9 protein-coding genes and 2 pseudogenes are annotated in these 14,704 nt (G+C 59.7%); 2 read left to right on the top strand and 9 right to left on the bottom strand.

Annotation, left to right across the window (positions count from 1 at the left end; all coding sequences use genetic code 11):
- Positions 1 to 16 precede the first annotated feature (16 nt).
- Positions 17 to 1,444 carry an arginine-ornithine antiporter gene (arcD, locus tag AC3IUF_RS23030; RefSeq protein WP_007908042.1) on the bottom strand — a complete coding sequence of 476 codons (1,428 nt, stop codon included), beginning with the start codon at positions 1,442 to 1,444 and terminating at the stop codon, positions 17 to 19.
- 437 nt (positions 1,445 to 1,881) lie between these two features.
- Between arcD (AC3IUF_RS23030) and arcD (AC3IUF_RS23025) the strand changes: the two genes are divergently transcribed.
- Positions 1,882 to 3,309: an arginine-ornithine antiporter gene (gene arcD, locus AC3IUF_RS23025; RefSeq protein ID WP_489279393.1), complete on the top strand. Its 1,428-nt coding sequence runs from the start codon at positions 1,882 to 1,884 to the stop codon at positions 3,307 to 3,309.
- Positions 3,306 to 4,169 (top strand): DNA-3-methyladenine glycosylase family protein, encoded by an 864-nt coding sequence (locus AC3IUF_RS23020; protein WP_489279392.1) that lies wholly within the window; start codon positions 3,306 to 3,308, stop codon positions 4,167 to 4,169. Before arcD (AC3IUF_RS23025) ends, AC3IUF_RS23020 begins: the two co-directional genes overlap by 4 nt.
- Before the next feature lie 986 nt (positions 4,170 to 5,155).
- On the opposite strand, the gene AC3IUF_RS23015 is transcribed toward AC3IUF_RS23020, so the two are convergent.
- The 8 genes and pseudogenes from AC3IUF_RS23015 to AC3IUF_RS22980 form a co-directional block, all read right to left on the bottom strand.
- The gene (locus AC3IUF_RS23015) at positions 5,156 to 6,505 is read right to left on the bottom strand and encodes a CoA transferase (RefSeq protein ID WP_489279390.1); all 1,350 of its coding nucleotides are present in this window, start codon (positions 6,503 to 6,505) and stop codon (positions 5,156 to 5,158) included.
- Positions 6,506 to 6,711: 206 nt separating this feature from the next.
- Positions 6,712 to 7,242 (bottom strand): annotated as a pseudogene (locus AC3IUF_RS23010) (methyl-accepting chemotaxis protein); the annotation flags it as partial.
- 327 nt (positions 7,243 to 7,569) lie between these two features.
- Positions 7,570 to 8,577, bottom strand: a pseudogene (locus AC3IUF_RS23005) (methyl-accepting chemotaxis protein); the annotation flags it as partial.
- A gap of 486 nt (positions 8,578 to 9,063) precedes the next feature.
- A complete protein-coding gene (locus AC3IUF_RS23000) occupies positions 9,064 to 9,453 on the bottom strand; it encodes a YbaN family protein (protein WP_463543572.1) in 390 nt (129 codons plus the stop codon).
- 153 nt (positions 9,454 to 9,606) lie between these two features.
- Positions 9,607 to 10,203 carry a biliverdin-producing heme oxygenase gene (locus AC3IUF_RS22995; RefSeq protein ID WP_095112268.1) on the bottom strand — a complete coding sequence of 199 codons (597 nt, stop codon included), beginning with the start codon at positions 10,201 to 10,203 and terminating at the stop codon, positions 9,607 to 9,609.
- A gap of 111 nt (positions 10,204 to 10,314) precedes the next feature.
- Positions 10,315 to 12,900, bottom strand: coding sequence for a TonB-dependent receptor (locus AC3IUF_RS22990; protein ID WP_489279388.1), 2,586 nt, complete (start codon positions 12,898 to 12,900; stop codon positions 10,315 to 10,317).
- A gap of 122 nt (positions 12,901 to 13,022) precedes the next feature.
- Entirely contained in the window at positions 13,023 to 13,988 is a 966-nt protein-coding gene (locus tag AC3IUF_RS22985) for a FecR family protein (protein WP_007917894.1), read from the bottom strand.
- A gap of 125 nt (positions 13,989 to 14,113) precedes the next feature.
- Positions 14,114 to 14,632, bottom strand: a complete 519-nt coding sequence (locus AC3IUF_RS22980) for an RNA polymerase sigma factor (RefSeq protein WP_007917886.1) — start codon at positions 14,630 to 14,632, stop codon at positions 14,114 to 14,116.
- Between the last annotated feature and the right edge of the window lie 72 nt (positions 14,633 to 14,704).

Genomic DNA, 14,704 nt, shown 5'->3' with positions numbered 1-14,704 from the left:
ACAAATCAATCAGGGATTACAGAGTCAGGAAGCCGTCGTAGAGACCGTAGGCAGCCACCAGGGCACCCACGACCACTGCGGCGAAAATCAGCTTCTCGACGTTAGTGAAAATCGGTTGTTTGAGTTCCAGCTTGGCTTTGGCGAACAGGATCGCGCCAGGTGCGTAGAGCAGGGCCGAGAGCAGCAAGTACTTGACCCCGCCGGCATACAGCAGCCACACCGCGTAGATCAGCGCGATGCCGCCGATAATCAGATCCTTGCGTCGCTCGGCCGCGAAGCCTTCGTAGCTCTCGCCGCGCACCGCCAGCAGCAGGGCGTAAGCCGCCGACCACAGGTATGGCACCAGGATCATCGAAGTGGCGAGGTAGATCAGCGACAGATAAGTACTGGCCGAGAACAGCGTGATGATCAGGAAAATCTGCACCATCGCGTTGGTCAGCCACAGGGCGTTGACCGGCACGTGGTTGGCGTTTTCCTTGCGCAGGAACTCCGGCATGGTGTGGTCTTTGGCAGCGGCGAACATGATCTCCGCACACAGCAGCACCCACGACAGCAGCGCACCCAGCAGCGAGATGATCAGGCCGACGCTGATCAGCACCGCGCCCCAGTGACCGACCACATGCTCGAGCACGGCGGCCATCGACGGGTTCTGCAGTTTCGCCAGTTCCGGTTGGGTCATGATGCCCAGCGACAGCACGTTGACCAGCACCAGAAACAGCAGCACGGTGATGAAACCGATCACGGTGGCTTTGCCGACGTCCGAGCGTTTTTCCGCACGGGCCGAGAAGATGCTCGCACCCTCGATGCCGATGAACACCCAGACGGTGACCAGCATCATGTTGCGCACCTGGTTCATCACACTGCCCAGATCCGGGTTTTTGATGCCCCAGATGTCGGCGGTGAAGATGTCCAGTTTGAAGGCGAACACCGCGATCAACACGAACAGCAGCAGCGGTACGACCTTGGCGACCGTGGTCACCAGGTTGATAAACGCCGCTTCCTTGATCCCGCGCAGCACCAGAAAGTGCACGGCCCACAGTAAAACCGAGGCGCCGATTACCGCAGCAACGGTGTTGCCTTCACCGAAAATCGGGAAGAAATAACCGAGGGTGCTGAACAGCAGAACGAAGTAACCGACGTTGCCCAGCCAGGCGCTGATCCAGTAACCCCAGGCGGACGAGAAACCCATGTAATCGCCGAATCCGGCCTTGGCGTAGGCGTAGACACCGCCGTCCAGGTCAGGCTTGCGATTGGCGAGGGTTTGAAAGACAAAAGCGAGGGTGAGCATGCCGACAGCGGTGATGGCCCAACCGATCAGTACTGCACCGACGTCGGCGCTGGCGGCCATGTTTTGTGGCAAAGAAAATATCCCGCCACCGATCATTGAGCCGACTACCAATGCAACCAGTGCACCTAGTCGTAGTTTTCCGGGAGCTTCAGACATTGCATGACTCCATTGCAGGAGAGAAGAGATCACAGCGTAGTTCTGTTGTCTGTTCAAACAGCTGACTTAGATCAGTGCATGGTCACATTCCATTGTTAATGAATGACTTAGGCTTCGACTGAAGGCATAAATACTCTGCCCGCAAGGCCCGTCCTAGAGGCGTTGTGGCTACATTGTTGGGAATGGCTATTATTACTTTCGAATTATCACGCTAGTTCTTTTTCAGCTTTTGGCAAATTTTCAGCGTCTGTTTTCAGTACAGAATTGATTTATCAGGATCAGCGCACAAAACTGTCTTAACGTGCTAGGCGTTAGCGTCATCGGCTATATATAAACAGGCGTTAATTGGCGTTACCTGATAAACGTCATCTACCTTTATCCGTTTAGTTAATAGTTGTTACAAATGCACGCTCACCACACTTCAAAGGGAAACTGAAATGTCGCAACCGACGCAAAAGCTGCGATTAGGCGCGTTGATCGCCCTGGTGGTGGGTTCGATGATTGGCGGGGGGATTTTCTCGCTGCCGCAGAACATGGCGGCACGCGCCGATGCCGGGGCGATCCTGATCGGTTGGGGCATCACGGCGATCGGCATGCTGACCCTGGCGTTCGTGTTCCAGACGTTGGCCAATCGCAAACCCGAGCTGGATTCCGGCGTGTACGCCTACGCCAAGGCCGGGTTTGGCGACTACATGGGTTTCTCGTCCGCGTGGGGTTACTGGATCAGTGCGTGGCTGGGCAATGTCGGCTATTTCGTCCTGCTGTTCAGCACCCTCGGTTACTTCTTTCCGGTGTTCGGCCAAGGCAATACGCCGATCGCCATCGGCTGTGCATCGGTGCTGCTGTGGGCCGTGCATTTTCTGGTGATGCGCGGGATCAAGGAGGCGGCGCTGATCAATCAATTGACCACGGTGGCCAAAGTCGTACCGCTGATCATGTTCATCGTCATCGCCGCCATCGCATTCAAGGCTGACATTTTTACCCGCGACATCTGGGGCACCAGCAACCCGAATTTCGGTGGGGTGATGGATCAGGTGCGCAACATGATGCTGGTCACGGTGTTTGTGTTCATCGGCATCGAAGGCGCCAGTGTGTACTCGGCGCGGGCGGAGAAACGCAGCGACGTCGGCCGCGCCACGGTGATCGGTTTTATCGGTGTGCTGGCGCTGCTGGTGCTGGTCAACGTGCTGTCGCTGGGGATCATGAGTCAGCCGGAACTGGCGAATCTGCAGAACCCGTCGCTGGCGGCGGTGCTCGAGCACATCGTCGGGCCGTGGGGCGCGCTGTTGATCAGCATCGGTCTGGCGATTTCCCTGCTCGGTGCGTTGCTGTCCTGGGCCTTGCTGTGCGCGGAAATCCTCTTCGCCACGGCCAAGGACAAGACCATGCCGGCGTTCCTGAAAAAGGAAAACAAGAACCATGTGCCGGTCAACGCGTTGTGGCTGACCAACGCGATGATCCAGATTTTCCTGTTGATCACGCTGTTCTCGGCGGGCACTTACACCAGCCTGATTTATCTGGCCTCGTCGATGATTCTGGTGCCGTACCTGTGGTCGGCGGCGTACGCGGTGCTGCTCAGCGGGCGCGGCGAAACTTACGAACACGCCTCGGCTGAGCGCACCAAGGATCTGCTGATCGGTGGCATCGCCCTCGGTTATGCGGTGTGGTTGTTGTATGCCGGCGGGGTGAAGTATTTGCTGTTGTCGGCGTTGCTGTATGCGCCGGGGGTGATCCTGTTTGCCAAGGCCAAGCATGAGGCGGGCGAGCCGTTGTTCACCCATGTCGAGAGGGGCATTTTTACCTGCGTGGTCATCGGCGCGGGGTTGGCAGCGTATGGGTTGTACAGCGGTGTGTTGTCGTTGTGAGGTTGTCGCTTGCCTATGCACCGCCGTATGACTGGGAGGCGATGTTGGGGTTTCTCGCGGCGCGGGCGGTGGTCGGGATGGAGGCCGTGGGCGATGGCGTGTATTCGCGCAGCATCGGGTTAAACGGTGTTCACGGCACGGTTTCGGTCTGGCTAGGGACGGCGGATGCGCTGGAGGTCGAGCTGGACTTTCCTGATCCGGCAGCCGTGCCCGAGATCGTTGTCAGGTTGCGGCGGATGTTTGATCTGGATGCGGATCTGGCGCTGAGGCAAGGGCATCTGGCGAATGATCCGTTGCTGGCGCGGTTGATTGTCGAGCGTCCGGGGTTGCGCATTCCCGGTGCGTGGGATGGATTGGAGTTGGCGTTTCGCGCGGTGCTTGGGCAGCAGATTACGGTGGTGGCGGCGATTCGTCTGGCGGGGAAACTGGTTGCGCAATATGGCGCGCCGCTGGATTCCACCGTGCCCGGATTGACCCATGTATTTCCCGAGGCGCACGTAATGGCGGCGGCAGATCTGGCAGCGTTGGGCATGCCGAAAAGTCGTGGGCGCACGTTGTCGAGCGTGGCGCAGACGTTGCTGGATGAACCCTTGTTGTTTGAGCCGAATCGCGAGGGTGGCGTGGCGCGGTTGTTGGCGCTGCACGGGATTGGCGAGTGGACGGCGCAGTACATCGCGTTGCGGCAGTTGCGGGATATGGATGGGTTTCCCCATGGTGATGTCGGGTTGCTGCGGGCGCTGGAAGTGCTGGAAGGCAAGCGGCCGACAGCGCGGGAATTGTCGTTGCGCGCTGAGGCGTGGCGGCCTTATCGAGGGTATGCGGCGCAGTTGTTGTGGACGTCTTTGAGCCGGGCAGATTGATACATCATCGCTCGGCCTGAAATTGCAGCCCTCACCCCAGCCCTCTCCCGGAGGGAGAGGGGGCCGACCGAGGTGTCTTGCGTTTTACATCGACCTGCAAGACCGAGTCGATTATGGATTCAGCGCCGATCGTTCAAGTCGGTGAATGTCTTCAGTATCCCCGAATCAGCCCCTCTCCCGGAGGGAGAGGGGCCGACCGAGGTGTCTTGCGTTGTACATCGACCTGAAAGACCGAGTCGATTATGGATTCAGCGCCGATCGTTCAAGTCGGTGAATGTCTTCAGTATCCCCGAATCAGCCCCTCTCCCGGAGGGAGAGGGGCCGACCGAGGTGTCTTGCGTTGTACATCGACCTGAAAGACCGAGTCGATTATGGATTCAGCGCCGATCGTTCAAGTCGGTGAATGTCTTCAGTATCCCCGAATCAGCCCCTCTCCCGGAGGGAGAGGGGGCCGACCGAGGTGTCTTGCGTTTTCCATCGACCTGAAAGACCGAGTCGATTATGGATTCAGCGCCGATCGTTCAAGTCGGTGAATGTCTTCAGTATCCCCGAATCAGCCCCTCTCCCGGAGGGAGAGGGGGCCGACCGAGGTGTCTTGCGTTTTACATCGACCTGAAAGACCGAGTCGATTATGGATTCAGCGCCGATCGTTCAAGTCGGTGAATGTCTTCAGTATCCCCGAATCAGCCCCTCTCCCGGAGGGAGAGGGGGCCGACCGAGGTGTCTTGCGTTTTACATCGACCTGAAAGACCGAGTCGATTATGGATTCAGCGCCGATCGTTCAAGTCGGTGAGTGTCTTCAGTATCCCCGAATCAGCCCCTCTCTCGGAGGGAGAGGGGGCCGACCGAGGTATCTGGCGCTGTCCATCGACCTGCAAGACCAAGTCGATTATGGATTCCGAATCAATCGTTCAAGTCGGTGAATCTCTTCAATATCACCCGATCGGTCCCCTCTCCCTCTGGGAGAGGGTTAGGGTGAGGGGCTTTTAATTCCACTGTGGGTGATGAGAACCCAGCTCTGTAGCCGGCAACGCCCACTGAATCGGCGTGCCGCTGATCTTCACCGGCACCTGCAAACGATGCGCCGGTCCCCACGGGGTCTGCTCTATCGACGTGCTTTGATCCTGTTCGTCCTCGACGCGCAACGCTTGTGTCGTCCCCGGCCCATGCTCGATCAACAACTTCGCCGTCCGCGCCAGCGACAACCGCGCCGAGCCACCGCGACCCGTGTTCAAATGCTCGGTCAACAGTCGAAGCGCACTCGCCGCCATCAAATACCCCGTTGCATGATCCAGCGCCTGCACCGGCAACGGCGTCGGTTTCTCAGCCTGCAGCCAGCGCTGGCCGGCCTCGGCGATGCCGCTGCTCATCTGCACCAAACTGTCGAAGCCCCGGCGGTTCTGCCACGGGCCGTTCCAGCCGTAGGCGTTGAGGGCGACATCGATCAGGCCCGGTGCCAGATGGCGACGGCGCTCAACGCCGAAACCGAGATTGTCCAAAGCGTCGGCGCGGTAACCGTGCAGCAAAATATCGGCGTCTTTCAACAAGCCTTCGAACACCGCGCGATCCGCCGGATCCAGCAAGTTCAGCCGCGCGCAGTGTTTGCCGAGGGTCATTTCCGGAACGACACCAGGCTCATTCCAGGTCGGGGAATCGATGCGCAACACGTTGGCACCAAGGCCAGCGAGAAAACGGCTGGCGGTGGGGCCGGCGAGCACGCGTGTCAGATCCAGCACCCTGATCCCGGCCAACGGTTGCGCCACCGAGCCTTGCCACGCTTGGTGCTGTTCATCCTGCGAATCAAGGAAATGCACCAGCGGCTCGGCATTCACCGCGAGCCCCTGCGGATGCTTCTGCCATTGCGCCCAACTGCGCATTTCGGCGGCGCAGCCCTGGGCCTCGACCACCGCTTGTTCCAGATCCGTACTCGTCCATTGCGCGACTTTCGCCGCAATTGCATCACGGTCGGCGCAGGCGCCGAGCACACGTTCAGCGGCGGCGCGGTGATGTGGAGCGTTGGTGTGCAGGCGGATCCAGCCGTCGCGGGTCGCGTAGTCGCCGGCGATCGGGTCCCACAGCGGTGGCACCTGCCAGCCGATTGGTCGCAGCGAGCTGGAGAACCAGAACGAGGCCAATCGACGGTCGACTGCAACGGCCGGCAAATGACCTGACTGCTGCTGGATCAACTCGCTGACGGCCTGACCGGCAGCAGCGATGCTGGCGCAGGCAAGCTCCGTGACGGCGAACGCCGAGGGCAGGGCGCCTTGCTCGGTGAAAGGAATCGGTGTGCGAGGCAAACCGAGTGCGGCTTGAATGGACGTGAGTAAATCAGTCATCGAAGGCCCTCCGGAGCGAGAGGGCGATGATAGTGCAAAACAATCCCGTGTCAGATGAAATCCCCGATTGCAGGGTTGCCACTTGACCCTGTGGGAGCTGGCTTGCCAGCGATAGCGGAGTGTCAGTCAACAATGTACTGACTGATGTGCCGCCATCGCTGGCAAGCCAGCTCCCACAAGGTTTTGTGGTGGATTGAGTGGCGGGCTCAGACGCGAAACTGATCCATCAATTTCATCTGTTGACTCGCCAGGGCATTGAGCTGGCTGCTGATCGCCGCCGACTCAGTAGCCTGCTCGGTCAGGGTTTCAGTCACGGTACGAATCGCCGAAACGTTGCGATTGACCTCTTCGGCGACCGCACTCTGCTGTTCGGCCGCGCTGGCAATCTGCAGGTTCATGTCGCTGATCACCGTCACCGCATCACTGATCTTGCCCAGCGCATCCACCGCCTGACGAATCTGCCCGGCGTTGTTGTGTGCCTGAGTCTGGCTCGAATGCATGGTCGCGACCACGCCACGGGTGCCTGTCTGAATCTTCTCGATGACGATGCGAATCTCTTCCACCGAGTCCTGCGTGCGCTTGGCGAGGTTGCGTACTTCGTCGGCAACCACGGCAAAACCACGGCCGCTCTCACCGGCGCGGGCCGCTTCAATCGCCGCGTTGAGCGCCAGCAAATTGGTCTGTTCGGCGATACTGCGGATCACTTCCAGCACCGAGCCGATCTGCTCGCTGTTGACTGCCAGCGCTTCAACTTCGGTCACCGCTTTGCTGACTTCTTCGGCCAGTTGATTGATATCGCGAGTGCTGCGCTCGATGATCGACATGCCGTCCTTGGCCGACTGATCGGCACCTTTCGCCGCATTGGCAGCGTTGGATGCGCTGTTGGCGACGTCGTGGGCGGTGGCGCTCATTTCGTTGGACGCGGTGGCGACCTGATCGATCTCGCGGAACTGCACCTGCATGCCTTCGCTGGTCTGGCGGGCGATTTCCGAAGACTGGTCGGCGGTGCCGCGCGCCTCGGTGATGCTCTGTTTGATCTGCGCGATGGTCGGTTGCAGCTTGTCGAGGAAACGGTTGAACCAGTTCACCAGTTCGCCCAGTTCATCCTTTTTGCTGTAGTTCAGCCGTTGGGTCAGATCACCTTCGCCGCTGGCAATGTTCTTCAGCATCTCGGCAACGCTATTGATCGGGCGAGTAACGCCGGACGCAGTCAGCCAGATCAGCAACAGGCCGACCAGACCGGCAACCACGGCGACCAGCAGCGCGGTGATCACGCCGGTTTCCTGAGCATCGTCGAGTACCGCTTGCAGCTTGACCGAATCGGCCAGCAGCACTTGTTTTGGCAGGTCGATGACTACGCCCCAGGCGCGTGAGTTACCGATCGGATCGACCGGGTATACGGCGCGAATCAGATCGCCCTGTTCGAGAATCTTCGGTGTGCCTGAGCTCAGCAGTTGCAGTACGTCCTTGCCATCGGCGCCGAGAGTGTCGCTGATCTTTTTGCCGACCTTGCTCGCGTCGGAACTGTCAGCACCGAGCACGCCGCTGCCGGAAACAATCAGCATGTGCCCGGCGTTGTTGAACAGGTTGCGCTGGGAATCCACGGCCGCTGCTTGCAGGGCATCAAGGGCGATGTCGACACCGACCACGCCGATGGCCTTGCCGTCGACGATCAACGGCACGGAAATGGTCGTCATGAGCATTTCCTTGCCACCGACGGTGTCGGCATACGGGTCGAGCAGGCAGGTGCGCTTGGCATCGCGAGGGCAGGTGTACCAGCTGTTGTACGGCGTGCCGCTGACGCTGAGGGTGGTTTTGGTCAGGTCTTCTTCGACCATGATGGTGTTCAGCGAGGCGCCAGCGGCGCGGCTCCAGTACGTGGCAAAACGTCCGGCTTCGTTGGACTGGCGCGCAGCATCGTTGGCGAACTCGCTGTCCTTGCCGTCGAGAGCGTTCGGTTCGAAAGCGAGCCAGATGCCCAGCACTTTGTCGTTGCGCTCAAAAGCGGTTTTCAGGCTCAGGTTCAACTCTTCGCGCAAGGCACCGGCGTCCAGCGAACGCTTGGCGGCCATGACGCGCATGTCCTTGATCTGGTCAGCCAGGGCAGTGATCACCGTCAGGCTTTCGCCGAAGGTCTTCTGCACCCGCACGGCTTGCTCGGCGGCTTTGGCTTGCAACAGATTCTGCACGCTGGCGGTGAGCAATTTATTGCTCGAGTCACTGACCAGTTGGTCGTTCTGGTTGGTCTGGTAGATGTTCATGCCGACGATCAGCGCAACCACACCGAGCAGGCACAGACCGGAGAGCAGAACGATTTTCAGGCGAATGGACAGAGAGTCGAACATGGGGCGATCTCGCGAATGAATAAACGGGTGGCAGGCGGATATGAACTATCCGGTTCGCCAAATCCATTCAGCGCCATGCAATGCTCATCGGCGTGGAAGCAGAGGGCATGAGGCGCGTGCCGACGGACGGTCAGCGCTAAACGTTTGCGCAGGAGAAAGTGCTGAAAAAGCGATTAATTACAGGGATGTTTCAGTGTGGATACGGGGGCGGGTTCACGCGGGAATCGATTCCGGACGCGACCAGATCCACAGATTGCCCAGGCTCATCCCGGCAATCGCCAGATAGACCGGCCAGCCGTGATCGAGCATCACCAGCATTAACGTCGCGCAAAGCAACATGCTCAATGTCGCGCTGACTTTGGCCTTGCGCGCGATGATCTTGCCGTTGCGCCAATTGCTGAGGATCGGTCCGAACAAGCGATGGTTTTCCAGCCAGGCACTCAGGCGCGGCGAGCTGCGGGTCGCGGCCCAGGCGGCAAGAAGGATGAACTCGGTGGTCGGCAGGCCGGGCACGACGATGGCGATCAGGCCAATGCCAAGGCTGACGTAAGCCAAGAGGCCGAACAGCACGCGGGCGAGTTTCGTGGAGGCGGGTTGCGGCATGGGCTACGCGGTGGCTTCTGAAGCGGAATGGAGATCTTACAGGCTTACGCAGTTCCCCTGTAGGAGCTGCCGAAGGCTGCGATCTTTTGATGTTGTTTTCAAGATCAAAAGATCGCAGCCTTTGGCAGCTCCTACAGGGGGATGTGTGTTGTGTCAGGCAGGTTCAGCTTCGGTGGCGTAAGCCTGTTCCAGCAGCACGGTGAAACGGTTGAACGCGTCGATCGCACCTTGCTCCACTTCAGCCTCTTCTTCAGCACTGAACTGCAGCGAATCGAGGGTGCGCACGAAGCTTTTCCAGCCTTCGGCACGGCCACCTTCAGGCTCGCCGAGGTGACGGGCACCGAAGGTTTCGCTCAGCTCCAGCGCCACCGCGCGTTTGATCAGGAATGCCGCACCGAGCTTCGAACCTTCGGAAACAAAGATCCAGCCCAGAGCACGAGCCTTGCTCGGGTTTTTCACCGCGCCTGCTACCGGGGCCGGTACTTCGGTTTCCAGGTCCGCGAGGTCAGCCTTGGCCGCTTCGGCGCGGCAGCGGGCCGGCAGATCAGGCACGATGGCGGTCAGTTCAGCGTTGTTGTACAGGTCGACCAGTTCCGACTGGAACAGGTACTGCGCGACGACGAAACGGGCGAAATTGGCGCGGGTCTCGAACGGCGCGTGGGCTTTGACCAGGGCGTCGAGCTTGCTGTGCGGCTCGTGGGTGATCTGGTTCAGGCGTTGTGAACGCAGGGCTTTTTCCGATGTGCTCATGACATGTCCTTGATAAAAGAGGCGCTTGATAACGAGACGAACAAGGCGACGTGCAAGCGTAAAAAAACCTCACTGCGCGGTGCCTGAACACGCGCAGTGAGGTCGACCGGATCAGATGTCCCAGATCAGATTGATCGCGAAGTTGCGACCCGGTTGGGTCAGGCGATCGAGGTTGGCCGGTTGCGTCACCGACGCTTCGCCGACGCTGTCGTAACCGCGCACGTCATCCCACAGCCAGTATTTCTTGTCGGTCAGGTTGTAGATGCCGCCGCTGACGGTGACGTCGTCGGTGACTTTGTAATAACCGGCCAGATCAAGAATGCCGAAGCCCGGGGTTTTGAACTGGCTGCTGACGCCATCGGGCGACTTGAAGTTGCTGTCGTCGACGCGATCCTTTTTCTTCACCACGGTCCAGCTCAGCAGGCCGCCGTAGTTGTCCTGGTCGTAACCCAGACCGAACACGCCAGTCAGCGGGTTGACGCTGTTGATCGGCTCGCCGTTGTCGTTGTTGCGACCGTAGGCGTAGGCAATCGAGCCTTGGGTGTAGAGGCCTTGCGGCGCGCCAAACGCATCCAGATTCAGACGACCTTTGACTTCCGCACCCTTGATGGTGGCGTGCTTGATGTTGGCCGACTGGAAGGTCAGTTCGTTGCGGCCCGGGGTCACGGCGTCTTCGTTAATGAAATCGCGGTACTTGTTGTAGAACACCGCTACGTCGAACGAACCTTGTTCGAAATTGCCGCGCAGTCCGGTTTCATAGCTTTTGCTTTTTTCCGGTTCCAGGTCGGGATTCGGCGCCACGCTGTAACCAGTGGTGGTGTTTTCGAAGCGGCCGTACAGGGCTTTCGCGGTCGGGGTGCGGAAGCCTTCGGCGTATTGACCGTACCAGGTGTAGTTTTCGGTCAGGGCGTAGGTCAGGCCGAATTTCGGCGAAACTTTGTGCCAGGTCTTGTTCTTGTCGCTGACCGTGCCTTGGCCGTCAGCCGCCACGGTGTTGAGGAATTCCTGGGTGATGTGCGGCTTGAGCTGGGTGTAGTCGTAGCGCAGGCCCGGCAGGAAGGTCCAGTTGTTCCAGCTGATCTGATCCTGAGCGAACACGCTGTAGGTGTTGATGGTCGGGTCCGGGAAGTCGGTGGCTTTGGCCAACACGTCCGCGGTACTGGTCGCGCCGATGGCGGTGCAGCCACGACCGACGGCCAGGCAAGTGCCGTTGCCGCTGCGCGAGCCGGTGACTTTCTGTTGCTTGATGGTGGTGCCGTAAGTCAGCACGTGATCGGTGGCGCCGAGGGCGAACGCCTTGTCCAGCTGCGCGTCGAACACCCACTGTTTCTCTTCGTAAATGGTGTCGCGAGTACGCAGCACTTTACGGGTGATCGGGTAGTAGAACTCAGTGGTGCTCTGGTCGGTTTTGGCGATCTGGTGGTTGAGGCTCCACTTCACGTTATCGACCAGCAGGCTGTCGAGGGCGAACGAGTGCTCGATGCCGAAACGCTCACGGGTGATCGTGTCGTTACCGGTGCGCCACTGATACATGCCGCCGGGCAGCACGCTGTCGGGGATGGTCGGGGCGCCGTTGAAGTACGGGCCGCCGTAAGCGCTTTTCTGATCGGTGTCGCGATCGTCCTTGTACTTTTCGTAGGTCAGACCCAGACGCGAATCTTCGTTGTAGTTCCAGCCGATCTTGGCCAATACGTTGTAGGCGTTGACGTCTTCCGGGTTGGCAGCGGTGCGCTCAAGGCCGGTGCCATTGTTGCTGCCGTAGGAATCGGTCTCGTGCCCGTCGCGCTGGCTGTAGTGCAGCAAACCGTCGAACTGGTCGGCGCGGCCGGCAACGGTAGCGGACTTCAGCCAACTGTCATCGGCCGAGCTGTAACCGCTTTTCAGACGGGCGCCGACGTCTTTGCCTGGCTTGATGATGTCGTCGGCATCAAGGGTGTAATAGCTGACGGCGCCGCCGATGGCGTTGCTGCCGTACAGCACCGAGGCCGGGCCCCGGAGGATTTCCACGCGTTTGACGATTTCCGGGTCAACGTAATTGCGCTGAGTCTTGGCGTACGGACCGTTGAAGAAACCGTCCGGGACTTCGACGCCGTCAACCTGGGTCAGGATGCGGTCGCCATCGATACCGCGAATGTTATAGCCGCTGATACCGCCACGCTGACCGGCGCCGCCGACGGACACGCCCGGCTCGTAACGCACCAGATCCTTGATGGTGTTGACGTTGTTGCGGTCCAGATCCTGACGGGTCTGCACGGTGACGGTGGCCGGTACGCTGTTGACCGACTGCTCCTGGCGGGTGGCGCTGATGGTCACCTGATCCAGATTGAGCGTGCCACTGGCGTTGCGCTTTTCCAGCACTACGTTGTTGTTGCTGATTTTGCGGAAGCTCAGGTTGGTCCCCACCAACAGGCGCTCAAGGGCTTTTTCCGGGGACAACGAGCCACGCACGCCCGGCGACGACACGCCCTGACCCAGTTCTGCCGGCAAGCCGACCTGCCAACCGGTCACGGCAGTGAAGGCGTTGAGCGCCGACACCAGTGGCTGCTGGCCGATGGCGAACGAGTAATCGCCCATGTTGCGCGTCGGTTGCTCGGTGGCAGCCATCAGCGGCGCGGTGCCGGCCATCAGAATGGCCGCGGTCAGCAGCGACAAGACGCGGGAAGGGGAGGAAGTCTGGTGGGTAAGGCGTGAGGACATCGATAGCGCTCCGTGTCGCACGAATCTTTATAGGGGCTGATTGGCTTCGCGTGTTGCGAATCAATTGCATTGGCTATAACGAGACGTACTGACGTTGGCTATCGAGTAAAAATAATTCTCATTTAGTTCAGGATGACCACGGCGGGGAATTCTTTTAGTTGCGCCGAGGTGATGTGCGCGAGGGAGCGAACCACGTCGAGTGGCTGATCGAGGCGGTAATTGCCGGTCACAGCGACGTCGGCCAATTGCTCGTTGGTGTTGATGATCCAGCCTGGATAGTAGCGGCGCAATTCGGCCAGCACCTGATTCAGCGGGCAGTTCTCGAACACCAAGCGACCTTGCACCCAGGCCAGGTCAGTGTTGACGTCGAGTTTGGCCGGGCGGTCGAAACCGTTGGGGCCGATACGAATACTCTCACCGGCCTTAAGACGAACGCGAGCGTCGTTATGCGTTGCCTGTAGATCGACATCGCCGCGCTGCACGTTGACCTGCGCCACGCCATCGAGATAACGCACCGCGAATGCGGTATCGCGCACGCTGGCGCGGACCGGGCCGGCATCGATTTCCAGTGGTTGACTGCGGCCGCTGGCGATCTCGAAAAACGCTTCGCCCTGAAACAACCGGGCAACGCGCTGCTGATCGTTGATGGTGCTGGAAAATGCCGAATTGGTATTGAGCAGGACTTTCGAACCGTCCTCCAGTTGCAGGCGCTGGCGCTCGCCGACCACGGTCAGATGATCGGCCTGAATACGCATCGGCAGATTACTGAAACTGAACAAACCGAGGATCAGCACGGCGGCGGTGGCCAGCGGTTTCCAGTGTGGACGCAGACGCTTGAGGAAAGTGACCTTCGCAGGTTTGGCCGCCAGGCTTTGCGCGCACTGGGCGATTTGCGGGCCGTCCCAGATCGCCTGGGCCTTGGCGAACGCTTCGGCATTCAACGGATCGGCCGCCAGCCAGGCATGAAATTGCCGGGTCTGCTCCTCGTCCGGACTGCCGAGCACGATGAGCCAGTCCAGAGCCTGGTCCATTGCGTTGGCAGCGTCCTGCACCGAATCCGGCGAAGGCGAGCGGTGGGTGTCCGTCACGGTGTTTCCTCGGCAGTGTCTGCGCACGGCTGTTTTTTTAAGTGAAGCGTAAAAGTCGGGCAAGGGTAACAAAGCCCACTGATCCGTGCAGGCGATCCTGGCACTTACAGAAAAGCCCTACAACTTCAGTCGCCATTCAGACGTTCGGCGACGCCGATACAAATGGTCATGATCAGCTTCAGTTCTTTCTGCACGGTGCTGAGGGAAACATTCAGCTCATCGGCGATTTCCTGATAACTGTTCCCGTGCAGACGGCTGAGGATGAAAATCTGCTGCTGACGGGGACTGAGTTGACTGAGGCTCACGTTCAGGCGCTCCAGCATCTGTTCGGCGTGGGCGGCATCTTCGGCGCTGCTGGCGGGGGCGGCGACGCTGTGCACGACATCCTGCGGCACGTCATCGACCATGGTTCGCGAATGGATCTTGCGCGCACGCAAATGATCCAGCGCCAGATTGCGCGCGGTCTGGAAGACAAAAGGTTCGAGGTGATCGATGGCCCGTTCGCTCAACGCCCGCGTCACGCGCAGGTAGGTCTCCTGCAGCAGGTCTTCAGCGGTGCTGTGATTGTTGACCATCCGTTCCAGCGTACGCAGCAGCGAGGTGCGCTGGGTGAGGAAGACGTGGTTGAAGCGCGATTGACTCACGGGAGGACCTGATCGATTTCAAGCGAATGATAATGCTTATCATCTAGTTGAATGGTCAAGTATTGTTTTGTG

This window comes from Pseudomonas sp. KH_040 (assembly GCF_057839305.1).
The sequence above is the reverse complement of the archived record's forward strand: the minus strand, read 5'-3'. Positions and strand labels throughout refer to the sequence as shown.